This window comes from Escherichia sp. KTE159 (genome assembly GCF_000408805.1).
GTDB lineage: Bacteria > Pseudomonadota > Gammaproteobacteria > Enterobacterales > Enterobacteriaceae > Escherichia > Escherichia marmotae.
Map to the genome: position 1 here is coordinate 1,192,230 of NZ_KE137292.1, position 24,628 is coordinate 1,216,857.

General features: G+C 49.1%; 22 protein-coding genes and 1 pseudogene. 8 read left to right on the top strand and 15 right to left on the bottom strand.

Annotation, left to right across the window (positions count from 1 at the left end):
• Nucleotides 1–20: 20 nt before the first annotated feature.
• The 6 genes from btuC (at nucleotide 21) to selO (ending at nucleotide 5,361) form a co-directional block, all read left to right on the top strand.
• Nucleotides 21–1,001 carry a vitamin B12 ABC transporter permease BtuC gene (gene btuC / locus A31E_RS15755; RefSeq protein WP_016248659.1) on the top strand — a complete coding sequence of 327 codons (981 nt, stop codon included), beginning with the start codon at nucleotides 21–23 and terminating at the stop codon, nucleotides 999–1,001.
• Between the two features lie 61 nt (nucleotides 1,002–1,062).
• Nucleotides 1,063–1,614 (top strand): bifunctional thioredoxin/glutathione peroxidase, encoded by a 552-nt coding sequence (gene btuE, locus A31E_RS15750; protein ID WP_016248660.1) that lies wholly within the window; start codon nucleotides 1,063–1,065, stop codon nucleotides 1,612–1,614.
• Nucleotides 1,614–2,363, top strand: coding sequence for a vitamin B12 ABC transporter ATP-binding protein BtuD (gene btuD / locus A31E_RS15745; RefSeq protein WP_000029478.1), 750 nt, complete (start codon nucleotides 1,614–1,616; stop codon nucleotides 2,361–2,363). Before btuE ends, btuD begins: the two co-directional genes overlap by 1 nt.
• Before the next feature lie 77 nt (nucleotides 2,364–2,440).
• Entirely contained in the window at nucleotides 2,441–2,905 is a 465-nt protein-coding gene (locus A31E_RS15740) for a C40 family peptidase (RefSeq protein ID WP_001209789.1), read from the top strand.
• Nucleotides 2,906–3,148: 243 nt separating this feature from the next.
• The gene (locus A31E_RS15735; RefSeq protein ID WP_000866247.1) at nucleotides 3,149–3,862 is read left to right on the top strand and encodes an EAL domain-containing protein; all 714 of its coding nucleotides are present in this window, start codon (nucleotides 3,149–3,151) and stop codon (nucleotides 3,860–3,862) included.
• Nucleotides 3,863–3,924: 62 nt separating this feature from the next.
• Nucleotides 3,925–5,361, top strand: a complete 1,437-nt coding sequence (selO, locus tag A31E_RS15730; RefSeq protein WP_016248661.1) for a protein adenylyltransferase SelO — start codon at nucleotides 3,925–3,927, stop codon at nucleotides 5,359–5,361.
• 3 nt (nucleotides 5,362–5,364) lie between these two features.
• Here the strand turns inward: selO and hemP are convergent, their stop codons facing one another.
• The 3 genes from hemP to ppsR form a co-directional block, all read right to left on the bottom strand.
• The gene (gene hemP / locus A31E_RS15725) at nucleotides 5,365–5,556 is read right to left on the bottom strand and encodes a hemin uptake protein HemP (RefSeq protein ID WP_001516313.1); all 192 of its coding nucleotides are present in this window, start codon (nucleotides 5,554–5,556) and stop codon (nucleotides 5,365–5,367) included.
• A gap of 131 nt (nucleotides 5,557–5,687) precedes the next feature.
• Nucleotides 5,688–6,734, bottom strand: coding sequence for a 3-deoxy-7-phosphoheptulonate synthase AroH (aroH, locus tag A31E_RS15720; protein ID WP_001516314.1), 1,047 nt, complete (start codon nucleotides 6,732–6,734; stop codon nucleotides 5,688–5,690).
• A 156-nt stretch (nucleotides 6,735–6,890) separates the two neighbouring features.
• Nucleotides 6,891–7,724 (bottom strand): posphoenolpyruvate synthetase regulatory kinase/phosphorylase PpsR, encoded by an 834-nt coding sequence (gene ppsR, locus A31E_RS15715; RefSeq protein WP_016248662.1) that lies wholly within the window; start codon nucleotides 7,722–7,724, stop codon nucleotides 6,891–6,893.
• 332 nt (nucleotides 7,725–8,056) lie between these two features.
• On the opposite strand from ppsR, the gene ppsA reads away from it, so the two are divergent.
• Nucleotides 8,057–10,435 carry a phosphoenolpyruvate synthase gene (ppsA, locus tag A31E_RS15710; RefSeq protein ID WP_016248663.1) on the top strand — a complete coding sequence of 793 codons (2,379 nt, stop codon included), beginning with the start codon at nucleotides 8,057–8,059 and terminating at the stop codon, nucleotides 10,433–10,435.
• Between the two features lie 55 nt (nucleotides 10,436–10,490).
• Here the strand turns inward: ppsA and fadK are convergent, their stop codons facing one another.
• From fadK to A31E_RS15685, 5 genes are read right to left on the bottom strand one after another with little or no spacing between them, the layout of a single operon-like run.
• Nucleotides 10,491–12,137: a medium-chain fatty-acid--CoA ligase gene (fadK, locus tag A31E_RS15705; protein ID WP_000869242.1), complete on the bottom strand. Its 1,647-nt coding sequence runs from the start codon at nucleotides 12,135–12,137 to the stop codon at nucleotides 10,491–10,493.
• Nucleotides 12,138–12,193: 56 nt separating this feature from the next.
• The gene (locus tag A31E_RS15700) at nucleotides 12,194–12,487 is read right to left on the bottom strand and encodes a ferredoxin family protein (protein WP_000081086.1); all 294 of its coding nucleotides are present in this window, start codon (nucleotides 12,485–12,487) and stop codon (nucleotides 12,194–12,196) included.
• Nucleotides 12,484–13,773 (bottom strand): FAD-dependent oxidoreductase, encoded by a 1,290-nt coding sequence (locus A31E_RS15695; protein WP_001278500.1) that lies wholly within the window; start codon nucleotides 13,771–13,773, stop codon nucleotides 12,484–12,486. Before A31E_RS15695 ends, A31E_RS15700 begins: the two co-directional genes overlap by 4 nt.
• A 54-nt stretch (nucleotides 13,774–13,827) precedes the next feature.
• Nucleotides 13,828–14,766 carry an electron transfer flavoprotein subunit alpha gene (locus A31E_RS15690; RefSeq protein WP_001072708.1) on the bottom strand — a complete coding sequence of 313 codons (939 nt, stop codon included), beginning with the start codon at nucleotides 14,764–14,766 and terminating at the stop codon, nucleotides 13,828–13,830.
• A gap of 19 nt (nucleotides 14,767–14,785) precedes the next feature.
• Nucleotides 14,786–15,550 carry an electron transfer flavoprotein gene (locus A31E_RS15685; protein WP_000692120.1) on the bottom strand — a complete coding sequence of 255 codons (765 nt, stop codon included), beginning with the start codon at nucleotides 15,548–15,550 and terminating at the stop codon, nucleotides 14,786–14,788.
• 315 nt (nucleotides 15,551–15,865) lie between these two features.
• Here A31E_RS15685 and A31E_RS15680 point away from each other — a divergent pair, with 315 nt between their 5' ends.
• Nucleotides 15,866–16,777, top strand: a complete 912-nt coding sequence (locus A31E_RS15680) for an AraC family transcriptional regulator (protein WP_000284772.1) — start codon at nucleotides 15,866–15,868, stop codon at nucleotides 16,775–16,777.
• Between the two features lie 43 nt (nucleotides 16,778–16,820).
• On the opposite strand, the gene A31E_RS15675 is transcribed toward A31E_RS15680, so the two are convergent.
• The 7 genes and pseudogenes from A31E_RS15675 to A31E_RS15645 all read right to left on the bottom strand — a co-directional run bounded on the left by A31E_RS15675 (nucleotide 16,821) and on the right by A31E_RS15645 (nucleotide 24,553).
• Entirely contained in the window at nucleotides 16,821–17,972 is a 1,152-nt protein-coding gene (locus A31E_RS15675; protein WP_000347861.1) for an acyl-CoA dehydrogenase, read from the bottom strand.
• Nucleotides 17,973–17,985: 13 nt separating this feature from the next.
• Nucleotides 17,986–19,581: an acetyl-CoA--acetoacetyl-CoA transferase subunit alpha/beta gene (locus A31E_RS15670; RefSeq protein ID WP_016248664.1), complete on the bottom strand. Its 1,596-nt coding sequence runs from the start codon at nucleotides 19,579–19,581 to the stop codon at nucleotides 17,986–17,988.
• Between the two features lie 144 nt (nucleotides 19,582–19,725).
• Nucleotides 19,726–20,484, bottom strand: a complete 759-nt coding sequence (gene aroD, locus A31E_RS15665) for a type I 3-dehydroquinate dehydratase (protein WP_000860190.1) — start codon at nucleotides 20,482–20,484, stop codon at nucleotides 19,726–19,728.
• 30 nt (nucleotides 20,485–20,514) lie between these two features.
• Nucleotides 20,515–21,381 (bottom strand): quinate/shikimate dehydrogenase, encoded by an 867-nt coding sequence (gene ydiB / locus A31E_RS15660; protein ID WP_000383450.1) that lies wholly within the window; start codon nucleotides 21,379–21,381, stop codon nucleotides 20,515–20,517.
• An 11-nt stretch (nucleotides 21,382–21,392) separates the two neighbouring features.
• Nucleotides 21,393–22,659 (bottom strand): annotated as a pseudogene (locus A31E_RS15655) (MFS transporter).
• A 226-nt stretch (nucleotides 22,660–22,885) separates the two neighbouring features.
• Entirely contained in the window at nucleotides 22,886–24,100 is a 1,215-nt protein-coding gene (locus A31E_RS15650; protein WP_016248666.1) for an MFS transporter, read from the bottom strand.
• A gap of 96 nt (nucleotides 24,101–24,196) precedes the next feature.
• Nucleotides 24,197–24,553, bottom strand: coding sequence for a YdiL family protein (locus tag A31E_RS15645; RefSeq protein WP_000995294.1), 357 nt, complete (start codon nucleotides 24,551–24,553; stop codon nucleotides 24,197–24,199).
• Nucleotides 24,554–24,628 lie beyond the last annotated feature (75 nt).

Consider the following 24,628-nt stretch of genomic DNA (forward strand, 5'->3'; position numbering starts at 1 on the left):
TCTGAAGCTGAACGGATATCATGCTGACACTTGCCCGCCAACAACAGCGACAAAATGTACGCTGGTTATTTACCTTGTCAGCATTAATGCTGCTGGCGCTTCTTTTAAGCCTTTGTGCTGGTGAACAATGGATCTCGCCAGATGACTGGCTTACCCCCCGAGGCGAGCTTTTTATCTGGCAAATACGTCTTCCGCGCACGCTGGCTGTGCTATTGGTTGGAGCGGCGCTGGCATTGTCCGGTGCAGTGATGCAGGCGTTATTTGAAAACCCATTGGCAGAACCCGGGCTACTCGGCGTCTCTAACGGTGCAGGTGTGGGGCTTATTGCTGCTGTATTGCTGGGGCAAGGGCAATTACCTGAGTGGGCGCTGGGACTTTGTGCTATTGCTGGTGCGCTCATTATCACTTTAATTCTCTTACGTTTTGCTCGTCGTCATCTTTCGACCAGCCGATTATTGCTGGCGGGGGTTGCATTAGGGATTATCTGTAGTGCATTAATGACGTGGGCCATCTACTTTTCCACTTCTGTTGATTTACGGCAGTTGATGTATTGGATGATGGGCGGCTTTGGCGGCGTTGAGTGGCGGCAAAGTTGGTTGATGCTGGCGTTGATTCCCGTGCTGCTGTGGGTCTGCTGCCAGTCCAGACCGATGAATATGTTAGCGCTTGGTGAGATCCCGGCGCGACAGTTAGGTTTGCCTCTGTGGTTCTGGCGCAATGTGCTGGTGGCCGCGACCGGCTGGATGGTCGGCGTCAGTGTGGCGCTTGCTGGTGCTATCGGATTTATTGGGTTGGTGATCCCGCATATTCTGCGGCTGTGCGGGTTAACCGATCATCGTGTATTGCTTCCCGGCTGTGCGTTGGCGGGAGCTACCGCATTGCTTCTCGCTGATATTGTCGCTCGCCTGGCGCTGGTTTCCGCCGAGTTGCCCATTGGTGTGGTCACCGCAACCCTGGGAGCGCCGGTGTTTATCTGGTTATTGTTAAAAGCAGGGCGTTAGCCGCAAAAGACGGTCTATGATTAAAAGCTAAGATTTTTACTGACCTCATCCAGGAGACACGATGCAAGATTCCATACTGACCACCGTAGTGAAGACGATTGACGGTGAAGTGACCACGCTGGAGAAATATGCCGGTAATGTGCTACTGATTGTCAATGTCGCCTCAAAGTGTGGCTTAACGCCGCAATATGAACAGTTAGAGAACATTCAGAAAGCTTGGGCCGATCGTGGTTTTATAGTATTGGGATTTCCGTGCAACCAGTTTCTTGAGCAAGAGCCGGGCAGCGATGAAGAAATTAAAACTTACTGTACAACGACCTGGGGTGTGACGTTCCCGATGTTCAGTAAGGTTGAAGTTAATGGCGAAGGTCGTCATCCGCTGTACCAAAAATTGATTGCCGCAGCGCCGACCGCCGTTGCGCCGGAAGAAAGCGGATTCTATACGCGCCTGGCCAGTAAGGGGCGGGCACCACTGTATCCTGATGATATTTTATGGAATTTTGAAAAATTCTTAGTGGGCAGGGATGGTAAGGTTATCCAGCGTTTTTCCCCGGATATGACGCCGGAAGATCCTATTGTGATGGAAAGCATTAAACAGGCGTTGGCGAAATAATGTCTATTGTGATGCAGTTACAGGATGTTGCGGAATCAACCCGCCTGGGGCCGCTTTCTGGCGAAGTCCGGGCAGGGGAGATCCTGCATCTGGTGGGGCCGAACGGCGCAGGCAAGAGTACGTTGCTGGCGCGGATGGCCGGAATGACCAGCGGTATGGGAAACATTCAGTTTGCTGGCCAGCCACTGGAAGCATGGTCCGCGGCGAAGCTCGCGCTGCATCGTGCTTACCTTTCGCAGCAACAAACGCCGCCATTTGCTATGCCGGTATGGCATTACCTGACCATGCATCAGCATGATAAAACGCGTACTGACCTGCTAAATGATGTTGCCGGGGCGCTGGCCCTTGATGACAAGCTCGGACGTAACACTAATCAACTTTCCGGCGGTGAATGGCAACGAGTGCGTCTTGCTGCGGTGGTACTGCAAATCACGCCGCAAGCCAATCCTGATGGTCAATTGCTGCTTCTCGATGAACCCATGAACAGCCTTGATGTTGCCCAGCAAAGTGCGTTAGACAAAATTCTGAGCGCGCTGTGCCAGCAAGGACTGGCGATAGTGATGAGCAGTCACGATCTCAATCACACATTGCGTCACGCGCATCGGGCCTGGTTACTTAAACAAGGGAAACTGTTAGCCAGTGGACGCCGGGATGAAGTTTTGACGCCGCCGAACCTGGCCCAGGCTTACGGGATGAATTTCCGCCGTCTGGACATTGAAGGACACAGAATGCTGATTTCGACTGCCTGATAGCAATAGCATCTTGAAAATCGGGTAATTTCGACGCTAAATTAATGCAAGAATAAAAAACAGAGGATTCGTACGGAATGCGTTTCTGCCTTATTTTAATCACAGCACTGTTTCTGGTTGGGTGTAGCCATCACAAAGCGCCGCCGCCAAATGCCAGACTTTCTGACTCTATTACCGTCATTGCCGGTTTGAACGATCAACTACAAAGCTGGCATGGCACACCTTATCGTTATGGCGGCATGAGTCGTCGTGGGGTGGACTGCTCAGGCTTTGTGGTCGTAACGATGCGCGATCGTTTCGATTTGCAGTTGCCGCGTGAAACAAAGCAGCAGGCCTCTATCGGTACTCAAATTGATAAAGAAGAGTTGCTGCCAGGCGATCTGGTTTTTTTCAAAACTGGCTCCGGGCAAAATGGTTTACATGTGGGTATTTATGATACCAACAACCAATTTATTCATGCTTCTACCAGCAAAGGGGTGATGCGCTCTTCCCTTGATAATGTCTACTGGCAGAAAAATTTCTGGCAAGCAAGACGGATCTAGTATGTCAAAAAGGACGGTGATGATACATCGCCGTCCTTTTACTTCTGAATAAAGTAGTATTTTTCAGACAAAAATTCCGTAAATGGAATATTCGTTTATAATTAGGATAATCTTAAAAGGGACCCCTGAAAAAGTGGTTAACAAGGAAAAAATGAAAGTTATCCGATCTGTATTTTTTATGCCTTATGGTCTCATCTTTTTTAGCCGGAATTGCAAAAACATTCCTGGAGAAGGGTGGTTACCATGAAGGTTCTACTGGAGAATGTTTATCATTCTGATTGCTATTTTCTGCCGATAAGAGATAGTCAGCAAAATCTTGTTGGGATTGAATTAATAACCCATTTCTCCAGTGAAGACGGTACGGTTCGCATCCCGACGACGCGGGTTATGGCGCAACTTTCCGAGGAGCAGCATTGGCAGTTATTTGTCGAGCAGTTGGAATTACTTAAATCATGCCAACATTTTTTTATTCGACACAAACTCTTTGCATGGGTTAATTTGACACCGCAAGTGGCAAGGTTATTATTAATTGATAATAATTACGCAGCCCAACTATTAAAAATCCCCTTTGTTGAATTGCGGATTAATGAAAATTATCCACAGCTTAATGAGGGGAAAGATAATTACAACCTTTTGCACTTATCGCAAATTTTTCCATTGGTATTGGGAAATTTAGGTGCGGGAAACAGTACCATGAAAGCGATATTTGATGGTCTTTTCACCCGAGTTATGTTGGATAAAGGCTTTGTTCAGCAACAAATAGCTAATACATCCTTCGCGCCATTTATTCGTGCTATTCATGCGCAAATATCACCCTGTTGCAACTATATCATTGCGGCGGGTATTGATACCTCAGGAATGTTGGCGAAAATAACGCCGTATGGTTTCCATGCCCTACAAGGAAGCTTATGGCCAGCCGTTCCCGTAAGCAAGGTAACAACTCTGGTTCAGCGATAACCCCTTTGTTTGCTGGTGTTTAAGACGAGGGTTACCGTCTACACTATCAGACAGGAGGATCTATGACCCTGTCTTTTATTACTCGCTGGCGTGATGAATTACCTGCAACTTATACATCACTTTCCCCCACGCCTTTAAATAATGCCCGGCTGATCTGGTATAACGCCGAACTGGCTAATACGCTGGGTATTCCATCGTCGCTGTTTGAAAGTGGCGCGGGCGTCTGGGGAGGAGAAACATTACTACCGGGCATGTCACCACTGGCGCAGGTCTACAGTGGTCATCAGTTTGGCGTCTGGGCGGGCCAGTTGGGTGACGGGCGCGGCATTCTACTTGGTGAGCAACAGCTTGCCGATGGCACCACAATGGACTGGCATTTGAAAGGTGCGGGGCTGACGCCTTATTCGCGAATGGGCGATGGACGGGCGGTATTACGCTCTACGATTCGCGAAAGCCTCGCCAGCGAGGCGATGCATTACCTGGGCATTTCAACGACGCGCGCTTTAAGTATTGTCACCAGCGATACGCCGGTTTATCGGGAAACGGTGGAATCGGGCGCGATGCTGATGCGTGTGGCGCGCAGTCACTTACGATTTGGCCACTTCGAGCACTTTTATTATCGCCGCGAGCCGGAAAAAGTTCGCCAGTTGGCTGATTTTGCCATTCGTCATTACTGGCCGCACCTTCAGGATGATGAGAACAAATACCGTCTCTGGTTTACCGATGTTGTTGCACGTACCGCGTCGTTAATTGCTAACTGGCAGACAGTCGGCTTTGCACATGGCGTGATGAACACTGACAATATGTCAATTCTCGGATTGACGCTCGATTACGGACCGTTTGGTTTTCTTGATGATTACGAACCGGGCTTTATCTGTAATCACTCGGATCATCAAGGGCGTTACAGTTTTGATAATCAACCTGCCGTCGCGTTGTGGAATTTACAGCGTCTGGCACAGACATTATCGCCATTTATTTCTGTGGATGCGTTGAATGAGGCACTGGACAGCTATCAGCAGGTTTTGTTGAGCGAATATGGGCAACGGATGCGCCGAAAACTGGGCTTCATGACGGAGCAAAAAGAGGATAACGTTTTGCTGAGTGAATTATTCAGCCTGATGGCGCGAGAGCGCAGCGATTATACCCGCACATTCCGCATGTTGAGTCTGACCGGGCAGCACAGCGCGGCATCACCACTGCGTGATGAATTTATTGATCGTGCGGCGTTTGATAACTGGTTTGCGCGTTATCGGGCGCGTTTGCAGCAAGATGAAGTCACCGACAGCGAACGTCAGCAACTTATGCAGAGCGTCAATCCGGCGCTGGTGTTGCGTAACTGGCTGGCACAACGGGCCATCGAGGCGGCAGAACAAGGCGATATGACGGAGTTACATCGCCTGCATGAGGCGTTGCGAAATCCTTTCAGCGACAGAGATGATGATTATGTCAGCCGTCCACCGGACTGGGGCAAACGGCTGGAAGTCAGTTGTTCAAGTTAAACGCTACTTGGTCAGCAACAGTTTGCCTGCCTGTGTTTTACGTAGCAGATATTCTTGTCCGTCATGATCAATGATGAGCTTGCCATCCGGACCTAGCAGTGTCTGGCTGGCAATCCGCCGAATGGGCTGTGGGGAAGGAGCCTTCTGATTTGCATCCGTTTTAGGCGTGAGTCTGCTGCTATCCGTATAGCTCATAAAAATTAATAATAATTGATATAACAATGATTCTTATTATCAATATAATATTGCGTCAGGGCAAGTAATAATTCGTTGAGAAGACAACAGGTTGAGCAGAAATGCCCATTCCCGACGGAATGGGCACGCATTCAGAAGCGGGTATCTACCGCAGAGGCGAGTTTTTCGATCAGGTGTTCGGTATCTTCCCAGCCTAAACACGGGTCGGTAATGGATTGGCCATAGGTGAGCGGCTGACCGCCGACAATTTTTTGCGTACCTTCGCGCAGGAAACTTTCCGCCATAATGCCGGCAATCGCCGTAGAGCCATTGCGGATTTGCTGACAAATATCTTCACAGACTTCTAACTGGCGACGATGCTGCTTCTGGCAATTGCCGTGGCTGAAATCCACCACCAGATGTTCTGGTAAATCAAACTCGTGCAATGTATCGCAGGCGGCGGCGATATCATCGGCATGGTAATTCGGTTTTTTGCCGCCACGCATAATAATGTGGCCATACGGGTTGCCGCTGGTCTGGTAAATGGTCATCTGGCCGTTTTTGTCTGGCGAGAGGAACATATGGCTGGCGCGGGCAGCACGGATTGCATCTACGGCAATCCGCGTGTTGCCATCAGTGCCATTTTTAAAACCTACCGGGCAGGAGAGAGCTGAAGCCATTTCACGGTGGATCTGGCTTTCGGTTGTGCGTGCGCCAATCGCCCCCCAGCTAATCAGATCGGCAATAAACTGACCGGTCACCATATCGAGAAACTCAGTGGCAGTGGGCACACCCAGTTCATTCACCTGCAACAGTAACTTGCGCGCCAGTTCGAGGCCGTGATTTACGCGATAGCTGCCGTTTAAATCCGGGTCGGAAATTAATCCTTTCCAGCCGACAACGGTGCGCGGTTTTTCAAAATAAGTGCGCATTACGATTTCCAGCCGTGACTGGTACTGATTACGCAGCGCCTGCAGACGGGTGGCGTACTCCATTGCAGCGGTAAGATCGTGGATCGAACAGGGACCAATAACGACCAACAGTCGCTTGTCTTCACCATTCAATATTTTTTCAATTCTGCGCCGGGAATCAATTACATGGCTGGCAACGCCAGGCGTTACGGGATACCGCAGCGCGAGTTCAGCGGGCGTTACCAGACTCTCGATACGCGCAGTACGGAGTTCGTCAGTTCTGTTCATTACAAGTCTCAGAAATTTGTTGCTTCAACGGCAGGGTTGCCAGGAAGTGATGCGCATCACGATAAACCAATCCCTGCTGATTTCAAGTGCGAGGCAGGCAACACCTCGCGCAATTGACGGCATAGTAACAAAAAAACGAACTTCTATACTAGTTTTCTAGTACATTCTCCGACTAAGTCCCATGATATCAAGGATTTTGGTGGCAATCTCTTCTACCGAATAATTGGTACTGTTGATCCACGGGATCTGATTTTTACGGTACAACGCTTCCACTTCTGCGACTTCCATCCGGCACTGACGCAACGAGGCATAGCGGCTGTTCTCTCTACGTTCTTCGCGAATGGCTGCCAGCCGCTCCGGGTCAATAGTCAGGCCGAACAACTTATGCTGAAGTGGTTTGAGCGACGCAGGCAGGACCAGGTTGTCCATATCATCGGCAATAAAGGGGTAGTTTGCTGCGCGAATGCCAAACTGCATCGCGAGGTAAAGGCTGGTAGGTGTTTTACCACAGCGAGAGACGCCGAGCAGGATCACTTGCGCCTGATCCAGATTGCGCAACGAAATGCCGTCATCATGGGCGAGGGTGTAATCAATCGCCGCAATGCGCGCATCATATTTATTAAGATTATTAGGGTTCAGGCCGTGGGTACGGTGAGCAATTGGTGTCGGGTCCAGCTTCATCTCTTGTTGTAGCGGAGCAACCAGCGCCTGAACAATATCCTGACAAAACCCTTCGCTTTGCAAAATGATGTTGCGAATCTCCGGTAACACAATGGAGTAAAAGACCAGCGGGCGCACGCTCGTCTGCTGGTAAATCGCGTCGATCTGATCTTTCACCGCCCGTGCACGGCTCTCATTTTCGACAAACGGCAGCGTAATGCTGCTGATAGTAACGGGAAATTGCGACATGACTGCGTGACCTAATACCTCCGCAGTAATTGCCGTACCATCAGAAATATAAAAAACGTGGCGATCAACAGCATTATCCATTTTGTTCTTCCCGAGATGCAGACATAATTATATGAAAGCATAAATTAAAAATGCACAGAAGCGTAGAACGTTATGACTGGTTTATAAAATGAACCTTCAATTTTATTTTTTATGAAAATAGCATTTCATTTTTATGGTTTCGTTTATACCGATGGTTTATGTGGGAATTATCGAAGATAGTGGATTTGCGCAACGCTGGGAGCAGTCTTAAAAAGCAAAAAAATATATTTGCTTGAACGATTCACCGTTTTTTTCATCCGGTTAAATATGCAAAGATAAATGCGCAGAAATGTGTTTCTCAAACCGTTCATTTATCACAAAAGGATTGTTCGATGTCCAACAATGGCTCGTCACCGCTGGTGCTTTGGTATAACCAACTCGGCATGAATGATGTAGACAGGGTTGGGGGCAAAAATGCCTCCCTGGGTGAAATGATTACTAACCTTTCCGGAATGGGTGTTTCCGTTCCGAATGGTTTTGCCACAACCGCCGATGCGTTTAACCAGTTTCTGGATCAAAGCGGCGTAAACCAGCGCATTTATGAACTGCTGGATAAAACGGATATTGACGATGTTACCCAGCTTGCGAAAGCGGGCGCGCAAATCCGCCAGTGGATTATCGACACTCCCTTCCAGCCTGAGCTGGAAAATGCCATCCGCGAAGCCTATGCCCAGCTTTCTGCCGATGACGAAAACGCCTCTTTTGCAGTGCGTTCCTCCGCCACCGCAGAAGACATGCCGGATGCCTCCTTTGCCGGTCAGCAGGAAACTTTCCTTAACGTTCAGGGGTTTGACGCCGTCCTCGTAGCTGTGAAACATGTCTTTGCGTCCCTGTTTAATGATCGCGCTATCTCTTATCGCGTTCACCAGGGGTACGATCACCGTGGCGTGGCGCTCTCCGCCGGTGTTCAGCGGATGGTGCGTTCCGACCTCGCATCCTCTGGCGTGATGTTCTCCATTGATACCGAATCCGGTTTCGACCAGGTGGTGTTTATCACTTCCGCATGGGGCCTCGGTGAAATGGTGGTGCAGGGCGCGGTTAATCCGGATGAATTTTACGTGCATAAACCGACGCTGGCGGCGAATCGTCCGGCTATCGTGCGCCGCACGATGGGATCGAAAAAAATCCGCATGGTCTACGCGCCGACTCAGGAACATGGCAAACAGGTTAAAATTGAAGATGTGCCACAGGAACAGCGTGACATCTTCTCGCTGACCAACGAAGAAGTGCAGGAACTGGCAAAACAGGCCGTACAAATTGAGAAACACTACGGTCGCCCGATGGACATTGAGTGGGCAAAAGATGGTCACACCGGCAAATTGTTCATTGTGCAGGCGCGTCCAGAAACCGTGCGTTCACGCGGCCAGGTCACGGAACGTTATACCCTGCATTCACAGGGCAAGATTATCGCAGAAGGCCGTGCTATCGGCCATCGCATTGGCGCAGGCCCGGTGAAAGTCATTCATGACATCAGCGAAATGAACCGCATCGAACCAGGTGATGTGCTGGTCACCGACATGACCGACCCGGACTGGGAACCGATCATGAAGAAAGCGTCGGCCATCGTCACTAACCGTGGTGGGCGTACCTGTCACGCGGCGATCATCGCTCGTGAACTGGGTATTCCGGCGGTAGTCGGCTGTGGTGATGCAACCGAACGGATGAAAGACGGTGAGAAGGTTACCGTTTCCTGTGCCGAAGGTGACACCGGTTACGTGTATGCCGAACTGCTGGAATTCAGCGTGAAAAGCTCCAGCGTGGAAACCATGCCGGATCTGCCGCTGAAAGTGATGATGAACGTCGGTAACCCGGATCGTGCGTTTGACTTCGCCTGCCTGCCAAACGAAGGCGTGGGTCTGGCGCGTCTGGAATTTATCATCAACCGCATGATTGGCGTTCACCCGCGCGCACTGCTCGAGTTTGACGACCAGGAACCGCAGTTGCAAAACGAAATCCGCGAGATGATGAAAGGTTTTGATTCTCCGCGTGAATTTTATGTTGGTCGTCTGACCGAAGGGATCGCGACGCTGGGCGCTGCGTTTTATCCGAAGCGCGTCATTGTTCGTCTCTCGGACTTTAAATCTAACGAATACGCCAACCTGGTGGGCGGCGAGCGTTACGAGCCGCATGAAGAGAACCCGATGCTTGGCTTCCGTGGCGCGGGGCGCTACGTTTCCGAAAGTTTCCGCGACTGCTTCGCGCTGGAGTGTGAAGCGGTGAAACGTGTGCGCAACGACATGGGGTTAACCAACGTTGAGATCATGATCCCGTTCGTGCGTACCGTTGAGCAGGCGAAAGCGGTGGTTGAAGAACTGGCGCATCAGGGGCTGAAACGTGGTGAGAACGGGCTGAAGATCATCATGATGTGTGAAATTCCGTCCAACGCCTTGCTCGCTGAACAGTTCCTCGAATATTTCGATGGTTTTTCTATTGGCTCAAACGATATGACACAGTTGGCGCTCGGTCTGGATCGTGACTCCGGCGTAGTTTCTGAACTGTTCGATGAGCGCAATGACGCCGTGAAAGCACTGTTATCAATGGCGATCCGTGCCGCGAAGAAACAGGGCAAATATGTCGGGATTTGCGGTCAGGGCCCGTCTGACCACGAGGACTTTGCTGCATGGTTGATGGAGGAAGGGATCGATAGCTTGTCCCTGAACCCGGATACCGTGGTGCAAACATGGTTAAGTCTGGCTGAACTGAAGAAGTAAATAAAAGCCCGGCGGCGTTCAGTCGCCGGGTTTACGTGATCCCTGAAGATGAAACTTATTCAATCACTTCGCAGACATCCTGAGTTAATCGCCGCATAATATCTTTGCGTAACAAAAACTTTTGTATTTTACCTGATGCAGTCCGCGGTAATTTTTCGATCACCACGATATGTTCAGGATATTTATATTTCGCGACCCGTTTACGGCTAAAAAATGCCACTACATCTTCCAGCGATAATGAATGATGCGGTGCTTTCAGCACGACATAGGCGCATGAACGTTCACCTAAGCGTTCATCGGGCATTGCAACCACACAAGCATCGTGAATTTTAGGATGCTGCAATAGAATATCTTCCACTTCACGGCTGCTAATATTTTCGCCGCCGCGGACAATAATATCTTTCTTGCGTCCGGTTATTTTTATATAGCCAGCCTCATCCATGCGGCAGAGATCGCCACTGTAATACCAGCCCTCTTCATCCAGCGCGCAAGCGGTTAATTCAGGTTCATCAAAATAACCCATAAACACATTAGGGCCACGCGAGGCCTCTTCACCTTCGCAACCTGGCGGTAAGGTTTTGCGTGCATCATCGACCACTTTGATCTCCACCCCAGCGGCAGCGTAACCATCGGTGTGCATAAAGCGCGACAAAGGATCGTCGAGATTCACCACTGCATGTGGCGAGCTTTCTGTGGAACCATAAACGCTTAATAATTTAATGCCGCGCTGCTGGCATTCACGCGCCACTTTTTTGGGGATCGTGGTGCCGCCGCAAAGAAAGAAACGCAGCGCAGAAAGGTCGGCAGGCTGTTTCTCAAGTAGATTCAATAGGTCATAAACAAACGGCGTTGCTCCGAGCATACAGGTGCAACGTTGTTGCTCAAGCAGCGAGAGACAGGCTTCCGGGGTAAAAATATCTAACAACACGCTGCGGGCGCCAATCAAAAACGGCGCTGTTACGCCATGCAGAAACCCCGTCGCGTGACCGAGTGGTGCAGGCATCATAAAGACATCCAGCCAGGTCAGGTTAAGCCGTGCACAATAAGCCCGTTCGCTGGCGAGAATATTATTATGCGTTAGCATCACGCCCTTTGGCATGCCCTCAGTTCCGGAGGTAAATAGCACCGCCGCTAATTCATCGCCGTGGACCGATGTTGCGGCGACCAGCGGGGGATTGTCGGCAATAATCTGACTTAACGAGAGAGACGAGGTGGCGGGAGCCAGCTTATCCACGCCGACGATCTGTTGTAGTTGTGGAAGCTGATTTTGCAGTGGCAGGATTAAATCTACCGGACGCGTTTGTTTAAACAATGTCGGTGCAAAAAACATTTTTGCCTGACACTTATTGAGCACCCACACCAGTTCAGCTTCTCGCCAGGAAGGCAACAACGGCACGGAAACCGCACCGGTTTTCAGGCAGGCAAGATAGATAACAGTAAATTCACACCAGCCAGGCAATTGAAAAGCGATACGATCGCCCGATTCAATACCGTTAGCCAGTAACCAGCTTGCCAGACAGTTCGCGGCGTGATCGAGTGCGCTATAGGTGTACGATTCGCCATGATTATCGACAACGGCTATTTTGTCTGGCATCGCGCATGCAGTCTGCCGCCAGTAGTCGACCAGCGAAGCGTCTCCCCACAATCCTTGTTGTCGATAGGCTGCACGACGCTGCGCGTTAAACGTTAATGTCACTTTCATTTTGGACTCTCGAAACAGAACGTCAGGCCCGAGGTGCGGGCCTGTGGGAAGCGTAATTAGCCGTAACGGAAATCAATACCGAAGGTGCCTGCGGGGTATTGCCATTGTTCGAGAATAGTGTTGCCACACAGCACCCGACAGGTGCCGCACTCCAGACAACCGGCGGAATCAAAATGAATGTTTCCCGCGTCATCCTGCTTATACAGTCCGGCAGGGCAGGCTTTCATTAATTTTTGAAATTCATTGATGTCGGGATTTGCCGCCAGAATGATATGTGGGTGGCCCTCATCAACATGGAATTTGTTGACGCCTAATTTGACGTCAACGTTGACCGTAGCGTTCTGGCTCATAGCGCGGTTGCTCCCTTAATGCCATCTTTCAGCAGATTAATCAGCCCGATTTTCTTCGCATGTCCGAGAATCATTTTTCGTACCGGCTGGTTTGGTTTACCGTCAATAGTGAACATGTCGTTCATGATATCGGCGACCATGCGCGGATACTGACTAAACAGGCGCGGGTTTTCCATCAGCGCCGGGATCTTGCGAAAATGCTGCATATCACGCATGACACAGCTTTGTTCCAGTTCGCGTTTGTATTGCGCCAGGCTAGTGACAGAAAAATCCGCGCGTTCTTTGGCGGCAATCACCGTTGTGGCTGCCGCCTGGGCCGATGCGATGGCTAAATCCATTCCGCGAACCGTAAAGCCCAGATTGAGGCAGAAGCCTGCTGCGTCACCGACGATCATCACACCATCGTTGACCAGTTGCGGTACCATTGCCAGACCGCCTTCCGGCACCATATGCGCGGAATATTCAAGCAGTTTGCCACCGCTAATCAGTGGGCGAATGGCGGGGTGCTGTTTAAAATCCTCCAGCATTTGCGGCACGCTTTTTTGCGCATGGGCGATATCACCCAATCCACAAACCAGACCCAACGATACGGAATCGTGATTGGTGTAGATGAATCCGCCGCCCATCAGGCCGTCAGAAGGGGAACCGGCAAACAGCCAGGCGACACCTTCATCGTCAGTGACGTTAAAGCGATCGTTGATTTGCTCCGGCGTGATGCCAATGACTTCTTTAACGCCAACAGCGTAATGATGCGGATCGGAGGCGGGAACCATTCCCAGCGAACGGCCAAGCATCGAATTAACACCATCAGCCAGAATCACCACATTGGCTTCAAGAATATCATCCCCGGCCTGGACGCCAGTGACCTTGTTACCTTCACGAACCAGCGCATCGACGCGAACGCCCGGGATAAACTGCGCGCCCGCCTGTTCGGCTTGTTCCATCAACCACGGGTCGAGACGATTGCGCAATACGGTATAAGAAGCGTGTTGCGGAACATCTGGCTGCTCGCGGTGAAAATCGAGGGTAACGGCGCTCTCTTCGGTTAAGAAGGAGATTTTCTCGCGTGTGACTTTGCGTTCTACCGGCGCTGATGCAGCAAAGCCTGGAATGATCGCTTCAAGCGTGTGGGCATAAAGACGCCCGCCGGTCATATTTTTACATCCGGCACTGTCGCCGCGTTCGATCACCAGGACATCCAGTCCGGCTCGCGCCATGACCAATGCGGCAACGCTACCGGCAACGCCCGCACCGACCACAATGGCATCAAATTTGTCATCCGACATGCGTTATGCTCCCTTCCCGCTGCGTTTACAGCGGGAGATGTGGTTGAAAGGGAATTAGCGACTCAACTGGCTAATCAGGGCAGGGACGACTTTGTAGATATCGCCCACCAGACCGTAGTCGGCATAGTTGAAGATTGGCGCGTTTTTATCTTTATTGATGGCGACAATCACTTTTGCGCCATTGCCGCCAACCATATGTTGGATCTGCCCGGAGATCCCCAGCGTCAGGTAGAGGTCGGATTTCAGCAACACGCCGGAGACACCGATATAACGTTCACGCTCCATCCAGTTCTCGCCTTCGGCAATCGGGCGTGAACAGCCGACTTCGGCATTGAGTGTCGCTGCCAGTTCGTGGACCATTTTCAGGTCATCCTGCGCCGCCAGACCACGACCGACGCCGACCACGCGTTTTGCTTTGCTCAGGTCCACGCTGCTTGCCGCTTTCGCACGGCGTTCGCGACTAAGAATTTCATGACGCGGAGCAACGTAAGGCACAGTTTCAATCGGACACTGATGCGAGGCGTCACTGGTGCAAGGTTCCTGAACACCGGGCGCAAGGGTAATGATCGCCAGCGGGCTATTGATCTTTTCCTGGGCGAACGCTAGCCCGCCATACATACGGTGCTCGGCGTAAACGTGACCATCGACCACATCAACCGCAGTGGCATCGTTCACCAGCGCCGCATTCAGTTGCACACTTAACCGTGCAGCCAGCGCTTTACCGCGTTTTGTCGCGGCCAGCAGTAGCATAGAGGTGTGTTTATCTTTCAGCAGGGCAGCAACGCTTTCAGCGTAATTTTCAGTGCGTTGCAGTGCATCGTTTTGCTCAAGAACATAAATACATTTTGGACCATAAGGCATAACAGCCTGTGCCTGGTCGGTATTTTGTACAATGGCATAAACCTGTTGGCCCCATTGCTGCGCGCCGCCAAACAGTTCAGCATAACGTTCAGGATTATCGCTAAAGACCCAGACGTTGTTTAATTGATTCATCGTTTCTTCTCCGTTGGCTTTAGTTCAGGGCTTTCTTCAGATGTTCCACCAGCTCGGCAATGGCTTCCGGCGAATCGTTATCGAGAATGATGTGTTTGCGTTCTGTTTGCGGCGGTACGCGAACGCCGATCAGTTCAGCAAGCGGCGTGGCCTGGCTCCAGCCGATATCACTCGCCTGCCACTGATGTACCGTTTTTTTGCCCGCGCCGAGAATGGCTTTCATTGAAGGAATACGTGGCACGTTAATATCGGACGTGACACACAGCACTGCTGGCAGTGAAAGCTCAACGACTTCAACTTCCTCTTCCAGAGCGCGTTCGATAATCAGGCTGTCGCCCTGACGTTGAATGGCGCTGACAGCGTTAATTACCGGAAGCTGCAGAATTTCCCCTACCAGTAAACCAACCTGTTGGGCATAGAGATCGCCAGAACCTTCACCGAAGATCAGTAAATCGAAGCCGATCTTTTCTGCCGCCGCGGCCAGTGCCTTAGCCGTATCAAGGGGGAGAGCATGCTCAAGCTGGGCATCCTGCACCATATACAGACAGTGCGGTCCGCGGGATAACACGTCTTTACGCACTTTTGAGTTCTGCAACAATGAGCCGCCAACGGTCAGCGCGGCTATCTCATCATCATCCATTGCAAGCTGGCTTGCGGCTTCAATGGCATTGAGATCGAACTGGCTAATTTTGGCGTCGGCATTGTCGAAATTGAGGGTGTACTCGGGAGTGACAACAATGTCCTGTTCTTCAGGCACCAGCTTAAAGCAGGTTATTATTTTCATGATTTCTCCTGTGGGTCGCATACGGAACCATCTCCGATGGAAGGTAAAAATTGCCTGAAAATAGTGTGCGATAGCAGGAAGGGGTTTTCGACGGAGCAATCTGTTTTCCTTGCAAACAATCTTGCAAAAAAAATGAGATCGTTAAAACAAAAGCACAATAAGCGGCAATATTATGCCGTCGTGGACGTACTATCTTGCATTCAGTGTAAATAATCTTGTTTAGCTCTCGCTAAACGCAGTTGTATAAGTGCAGTACACACCGTATTTTATCCTGCATATATTGCTTTTGCTTGCTTATGGAATAGAGAGGTTGTCATGTATCAACGCTGTTTTGATAATGCCAGCGAAACGCTGTTTGTCGCCGGTAAAATACCACGACTTTCGCGCTTTGCGTTTAGTGATGATCCTAAATGGGAGTCGGGACATCACGTTCATGATAATGAAACCGAGCTGATCTATGTTAAGAAAGGGGTGGCAAGATTTACCATTGATTCTTCGTTATATGTGGCACATGCCGATGACATTGTAGTGATAGAACGTGGCAGGCTGCACGCGGTGGCCTCAGATGCTAACGACCCGGCAACGACCTGTACCTGTGCGCTATACGGTTTTCAGTTTCAGGGCGCAGAAGAAAATCAGTTACTGCAACCGCATTCTTGCCCGGTAATTGCCGCAGGGCAGGGAAAAGAGGTCATCAAAACGCTTTTTAATGAATTAAGTGTGATTTTACCGCAAAGTAAAAATGGCAACACATCTTCAGTGTGGGATGCATTTTCCTATACGTTAGCGATTCTCTATTACGAAAACTTTAAAAATGCTTATCGTTCGGAGCAGGGGTATATTAAAAAAGATGTCCTGATAAAAGATATTCTCTTTTATCTTAATAATAATTACCGCGAAAAAATCACTTTAGAACAGTTATCGAAAAAATTTCGTGCCAGCGTCAGTTATATTTGCCATGAATTTACTAAAGAGTATCGTATTTCTCCCATCAACTATGTGATTCAACGGCGTATGACCGAAGCAAAATGGCTGCTGACCAATACCGATTTGTCGCAGGCAGAAATCTCATGGCGCGTGGGTTATGAAAATGTCGACCACTTTGCCAAATTGTTTTTGCGCCATGTCGGCTGTTCGCCAGGCGATTATCGCAGGCAATTTAAAAACTGTTTTGCGGAACAAGAAATCTTGTCTGAATTTTCTGCACCTGTAAGTTTTGCCGGGTAAATGTGGCGGCGCAGTTTTTATCTGAAGCTGCGCCGCCTGAAGATTATTTATTCTGGTAATCTTTCAGGATCTGCCGACCTGCAACGTAAATCATAATCTCGTCAGTACCACCGCCAATTCGTTCACAGCGGACATCACGCCAGAAGCGGGAGACGCGCGCCTCATCGGTGTAGCCCAGACCGCCCATGATTTGAATCGCATCGTCAATGACTTCCATCGCAGTACGCGCGCAGTACAGTTTTGCCAGCGCCGCGCTGGTGCGCAGTGACTGATGCTGATCAGCTTGCCACGCCACTTTCAGCACCATATTGCGCATGTTGTCGATCTTAATCGCCATTAGTGCCAGTTTTTCCTGGATCATCTGGTTATGACCAATTGGCTTACCAAAAGCGATACGCTGGTTGGCATAGCGGGCGGCATCTTCGAATGCGCATTCGGCAAAGCCGGTGCTGCGCGCGGCGTTGATCAGGCGCTCCATCTCAAAGTTGTACATCACATTGAGGAAACCCATTCCTTCTTCGCCTACCATGTCGCTCTCTTCAACTTCCACGTTGTCGAGATAAACTTCGCAGGTGCTAAGCATATGCCAGCCGATTTTATGCAGCGGATTGATCTTAATGCCGGGCTTACTGGACTCAACCCACCACAGGGTGAAGGCTTTTTTCGGATCTTTCGGTTCTGGATCGCGCGCCAACACCAGCATATACGGGTACTCTTTCGCACCGGTAATAAAGGTTTTCTGTCCGTTGATGTAAACCTTGCCATTTTTACGCGTGTAAGTGGTGGTGGCGCTGTTGTTATCTGAGCCAGCACCGGGTTCCGTCAACGCCAGGGCATAGGCGGGGTCGCCGGTTTCCAGCGTGCTTTCTGCCGTTTTACGTAGCTGCTCCTCAGAACCGAAACGGCGCATGCTGTGAATACACTGACCGTTGGTAATCAAAAACGCCGGAGCACCGCATTTTGACACTTCCATCAGCGCCAGCATCTGGGTGACGTAATCCGCAGGGATACCACCAAATTCTTCCGGCACGCCAAGCATGGAAATACCGTTATCCGCCAGCGCCCGCATAAACTCACGCGGATATGTCCCGTTTTGATCGCAGGTGCGGAAATACTCTTCCGGAAAGTTAGTCGTAATCAGTTCGCGAATACTGGCCAGCAGCAGTTCTTGTTCTTCAGTTAAAGAAAAATCCATCGTGATACTCCTGTTAATGAGCCGCTTCAGGCAGGACAAAACCCATCGCCGCATCGATAAATAATCTTTCGTCCATCAGTTTTAGTTCTGGCGAAATAACTGGGGTGAAATCCATTTTGTCGAGAATATCTTTTTGCAAATCGACGCCAGGGGCGATTTCGATTAAATACAGACCGTCTTCTTTCAGGGTGAATACAGCACGTTCGGTGATGTAACGAACATCCAGTCCCCGTTCGAGCGCGATTTTTCCGCTAAAAGTAATTTCCGGTAGTTCACGGATAAATTTATTTACCCGTCCTTCCTGGACGATATTTAATTTACCATCGGCAATTTCTGTTTTTAAACTGCCCGCAGTTAACGTGCCGCAGAAAATGATTTTCTTCGAGGTGGCACTGATATCAATAAATCCACCGGTACCCATGATTTTGCCATTGAATTTATGCACACCGACGTTACCGTGCTGGTCGACTTCGGCAAAACTCAAATAACAGACATCCAGACCACCGCCGTGATAAAAATCGAACTGGGAAGTCATATCCAGAATGGCGCGGGTATTCACGTTCGCGCCAAAGGCGATACCTTGCGAAGTAATACCGCCAATTGGGCCTGTTTCCACCGTCAGAATAAAGTCATCAGCACAACCTTCTTCCCGGGCGACCAGGCCAATACCGTCGGCAATACCGACACCAACATTCCCCACAGCACCTTTGCGCATTTCAAACAATGCGCGTCGCGCGACTAATTTACGCTGATTAAGAGGCAAGCTAAGTTGGGTACTGTCATCCAGTGTGAAGTCACCAGAAATAAAACGATTAACTGGCGCACCGCCATACAGTTGGGTTTGGTCCGGATCGACCACCACAATATCGATAAGATAACCTGGAATACGGACAGCTTTAGGATGCAGCGTGGCTTTCTTAACCATCTTCTGCACCTGCATCATCACGACACCACCGTTATTGTGCACCGCCTGGGCAATAACCAATGCGTCGAGATACATCACTTCATCTTCAAAGGTAGCGTAGCCTTCGCTGTCGCAGGTGGTGGCGCGAATAAAGGCAATATCTGGCGCGATCGCTTTGTAATAGAGATATTCTTTACTATCAAACTCGACCAGTTTAATCAGATCTTCTTTAGTCACTTCATTCAGTTTGCCGCCTTGTTGGCGAGGGTCGACAAACGTTCCGATACCAATATCGCTAATAATTCCTGGCTGGTGGGCAGCAGCGGCGCGCAATGTTTGAGTGAGCACACCTTGTGGATAGTTATAGGCAACAATTTTATTTTGTTCTGCGAGTTCAGAAATACGCGGTGATTGTCCCCAATGGCCGCATAATGCCCATTTCACCAGACCTTCTTGCGCCAGCGGACTAATACCACGATCGGCGCGATCGCCAAGCCCTGTAGGGCTAATAATCGATAAATTACGCGGTGTCTGGGTTTGTTTATATTTGTCAGCAAGAGCGGTAATTAATGTGGTGGCTTCCAGAATACCGCCACCTGCACCTAATACACAAAGTGTTGCTTCGTCGGGAATATAACTTACCGCTTCCTGTGCCGACAGGACCGGCACGCGTCCATTAATACGAGGTGGTTTTACAGGTTTCATTATTTTTTCCTGATTCAGGTGTGGATTTCTCTGCGCAAGAATTAAAAATAGCGCACAGATACCCACAGAATATTTTTATCAAATACTCTTTAAAAAAATTTTTTAATACGGCGGGGAAGATTACTCCCGCCGGTACGTTATTTATTACGCCTGGTGCAAAATAGTTAATACTGTGCGCAAATCATTCACCGATATTTGCCCAGGCGCAGAGGCTTTTTTTACTGCGCCAAACGTTGCGGCCGAACCAAATACTTCACCAGCCAGACGGGAAATTACGCCAGTTTTTGCCATCGACATCGTGATGATTGGTCGATCGGCATACTGCTCCTGCATCTCCAGGGTAGCGGCGAGCAACGTCAGGACATCGCTGGTGCTTTGCGGCATCAACGCAATTTTAGGAATATCGGCGTCGAAGGACTGCATTTTACGTAAACGGGCAATAATCTCTTCGGCTTCCGGCGTTTTATGGAAGTCATGGTTGGACATGACAACCTTCACATCATGCGCATGTGCATAGGCGACGGTTTCTTTAACCTGATCATCGCCGGTAAATAACTCCAGATCGATCATATCGACCAGACCGCTGTCGATGGCTGCGCGATTGAGTGCAATATAAGCCTCAGTGGAAATCGCCTGCTCGCCGCCTTCTTTAGCGCTACGGAAGGTAAACAGCAATGGTTTTTCTGGCATGATCTCACGGAGGATTTTTGCCGCTGCCATGACAGACTCCACGCTGGAGAGGTCGGCAAAGTGGTCCACACGCCATTCCAGAATATCAAAGTCCGCTTCACGATAGGCGAGAGCTTCAGATTTCACGCTGGCGATATCTTTCGCCATCAGCGAGACGATGATTTTTGGTGCGCCCGTACCAATGACGAGATCTTTTACAGTTACGGTTTTCATTTTTTACCCTTTCTGCACGCGGTCAGCCTGTCAGGCGCCGAACCCCATGACCTGTTTAACGTATTCCAGAGGGAAATCTTTGCCAGTCCATAACGTGAACTGTTCAGCCCCTTGCCACAACAACATGCCGTATCCATCAATCGTTTTGCAACCTGCTTGTTGCGCCTGCTGCAATAACTTCGTCATATGCGGGTTATACACGCATTCAGTGACCAGCAGTCCTGGATGTAACAAACTGATATCGTTAACTAATGATTCATTTTCAAGAGGCTTCATACCCACTTTTGTGCCGTTGGTTAAAATGTCGGCGGAAGACAAGGCTTCAGCAAAGGCTTGCTGATCGGCGAGATCGGTAACGGTGACGACACAATCGGTGTTTTCGTTGACTCGTTGCGCGAAGGCGAGGGCTTTATCGAAGAATTCATCCCGACGGTTGAAGATTTTAATCTCTTTTAAACCTTCAATCGCGCCCTGCGCGCCAATTGCCGTTGATGCACCACCGGCACCTAGCAGCACCATCGTTTTGCCTTTGATATCAAAACCGCTCTCTTTAATGGCGCGAATATGGCCCGTGCCGTCGGTGTTATAGCCACGCAGATAGCCATCATCATTAACGATGGTATTGATAGCGCCAACCAGTTTTGCCGCAGGTGTTAATTCATCAACATATTCACACGCCAGTTGTTTGTTTGGCATCGAAACACCGGTTCCGCGCATTTTTAAGGCTTTTAATCCTTCAATTGCACCGGCAAAGCTATCGTTATCCACTTCAAAGGCCATATAGGTAAATGGTAATCCCGCTTTTTCTAAGGCTTTGTTTTGCATTTCAGGCGATAAACTGTGGCGGATAGGATAGGCCATCAGGCCAATCAATTCGTATTTAGCGGTAACATCCATAATTAACTCCTCTAATTTCTTTGCTTAATTGTGTCTAACCGGGGTGCTAAGATTGCGTTCGCCAAACCGGACATCATTTTCAGGAATAATGAAAACGCGGTAATAGCGGATGAAAACAATAATTGCGGTAATCAGGGCCAGCAGCGCGAAAGTAAAATCGAGAACGATGATGTATTGCAGACCTATATTCGACAGATAACCGGTAATCAGCGGAATAACAAAATTGGCCAGACCACCCATCATCATATAAATACTGGTGACTTTGGCTTTGCTTTTCGGGAAGAACTCTGACATGACTGAAACGCCAAGCTGTAAAATACCGCCAGCAGCAGAAAAGCCGATAACAAAAGCCCCTGCATTACACACCAGTGGAGAAGGGTACAGATAAATGATAGCAGCGGTTACCGTTGCCAGTGCTGAGTTAAACACGTTAGCCCAGATGGGACGTACCATTTTTTTCAATAGTGCGGCAAAAATAAAGACACAGACCAGCGAACCCATACTGTAATAAGAGATAGTTTTTAATGCCTCGGATTCCGACATACCGGCAAATGCCATCGCATATTTGGGCATCCACACGACAATTACATAAAAGGTCGAGAACGCGGCAACACCGAACAGTACTGATGAAACACCTTCCAGCCAGACTAACGGCTTGCTGTTCATTTGCGGTAGTTCACCAGCTACGCTGGCATCCACCAACTGACCTGGGAATTTACTTTTCAATAGCATCAGCATGATCAGCACAAACACGATGCCTGGAATAATCAGCCCATAACCGTACCAGATGTTATTCAACAGCATATAACTCACCAGCATCGGATAGAGCATTTGTCCGAACGATATCATCGCCTTAACCAATATTACGGCTGAACCCGAGGCTTTCGGGAAGCATTCCATCAACGCCGGATATCCACCGGTATCCAGGGCCGAGTTGGCGATACCAACGCACACTGCCAGACCGTAAGCGAGAGCTAAACTTGGGCAGGCCGGAATACCAAAGAAAAACAGCATATACATGGCGACGGCCATGAATATTACTGCTCGCCGACCAAATTTATCGGAGATTACACCGAAGAATAAAATGCTGATCAGACGACCCAGACCGATACCGGAAATTAAATAGGCGATACCGGCGTTATCGGTAGAAAATTTTTCTGCCAGAGATGACATGTTTTGTGCAAGTGTAATAACACTAATACCATGTAGGAAATAACTGAAGTAAATACAAAGAACAGCCAGGATAAATGGCGTGCTGAAAGCCTTATTTTGAGACATTTTCACAGCTCCTTGCTGAAAGATAATTTTGTTACCGTCCGTGTTGTATTTCGACGGTTTTCATAATCACTATACTGAAGATAATTTTCTCTGGGTACATGGCATAAAGTTTATGTTTCCAGGAATATTGCATGTGATAGTTTGTTTTTGATCGCGATTTTCCTTAATTAGCGCAGAAAGAGTAATTTATCCGTAAAATCTTGCATGACCTGAAAAGAATATTGCATTACCCGCCTATAGAAACATTCTCCTTTAATGATGGATGTTGTGCTTCTTTTCGACTGCGTACGCCAATAAACAGCACCAGTAAAAAGCCGATAGCAGCGATGGCGGTATCGAACCACATAATATCGGCAATACTTCTTTGCGAAAGATGGGCAGTAATCAACGGGATAGTAAAGGTCGCAATACTGCCCGCACTGTAATAGATCCCCGTAGCTTTGCCTTTGGCATGGGGAAAACGTTCCGCCATTAACGTCAGGCCAATTTGTACAACACCACCTGCGGAGGTAAAACCGATGACGAAAGCAAATATTATCACCACATAAAATGTGGGATGCAGGCAGACGGTAAGCAGGGCGATAAATGAGATAAAAGTGTACAGCATCAACAATGTTGTTGAGTGAACGGTTTTACGAATGAGTGGAGCAGTAATAAATACACACAGCAGCGAACCCACGGTATAGATACTGAGTAATTTGATCGACATGGTGTATGACATGCCAGCGACAAATTGCCCGTATTGTGCCAGCCACTGGCTAACCAGATAAAAGGTTGCCATTGAAATATAGCCATAGAGGGTGTAACTGGCTAAATCAATAATTGAGCAGCGATGCCCCGCAGAAGTGGTCGCTTTCTTTACCACAGGCAAGCGACGGCCCGGATGTGGTGGAAAGGTACAGCGATATAAAAACAGACCGTTAACGATCATAATTGCTGCGGCAATCATAAAAGACCAACCGAACCACATTTCAGCCCACACTAACAGGCTGATAATTAGCGGCAATAAAAATTGCCCGCTGGAGACAAAGGCTTTAATTAAAATATTGGCTGTACCCGGTGAATGAGGAAAGGCTTCCATCAAACTGGGATAGGTACCAGCATCGAGAAAACTGTTCGCCATGCCCGCCAGGAAACCAAAAACATAAGCAATAATGATGTTATTGGTGTGCAGGATGCCAAAAAAGAAGGTCATATAGCAGCACATACCCAGAATAATAAAAGGGCGGCGACCAAAGCGATCGGATAATAATCCTGCAAAAAGCAAGACACTTAATCGACCAATGCCCAGCGATGAGATAACTATCGAGACGCCCGCGGCATTAGTCTGCCAAAGCGTCTCAAGCGAGGCCATATTCAGGCTCATCAAAATGACGCCCATACCATGCACCAGGTAATTGAAATACAGTCCCAGTGCGGTAGGGAGATAGGGATTTTTCATAAGATCTACTTAGCAATATTGCTTAAAAGTTGCTGTTGTTATGTCAGCATCCGTTTATTATTTTTGTCATGACGTCCGTCGTATCCCGTTAAAATATCAACACAGGCGTTCCAGATCGTGCGCATATAATTCAGCGGCTACCGATTGATAAATCTTCCAGTCAATAAAATTGCCATCAGGGTAGACACGTTGAAACGCAGTTAAGTCAGGGAAGGAACGCATGGTATTATTGCCGATGCGGTTATTTATTTTCTTTATGATAGCGTGAAGATGTTTTTTTCTTTGCTGACGCATAGCCAGCAGTTGTTCAACAACGCGATCAGGAATGGCACGTTTGCCGTCTTCCCACTGTTTCCAGCTTTCACTGTCACCCGTCAGGGCAATCCAGGTCGCGCATTCATCAATAGTCATGGCAAAAATATGGCGTAGTGCCTGGAGTTCATAAGCGTTCATTGTGTAATGGCTGCATGAATAAAAGGATAAAATATAAATAACACTATCAGCCAGCTAACGGCTTGAAGAGAATCA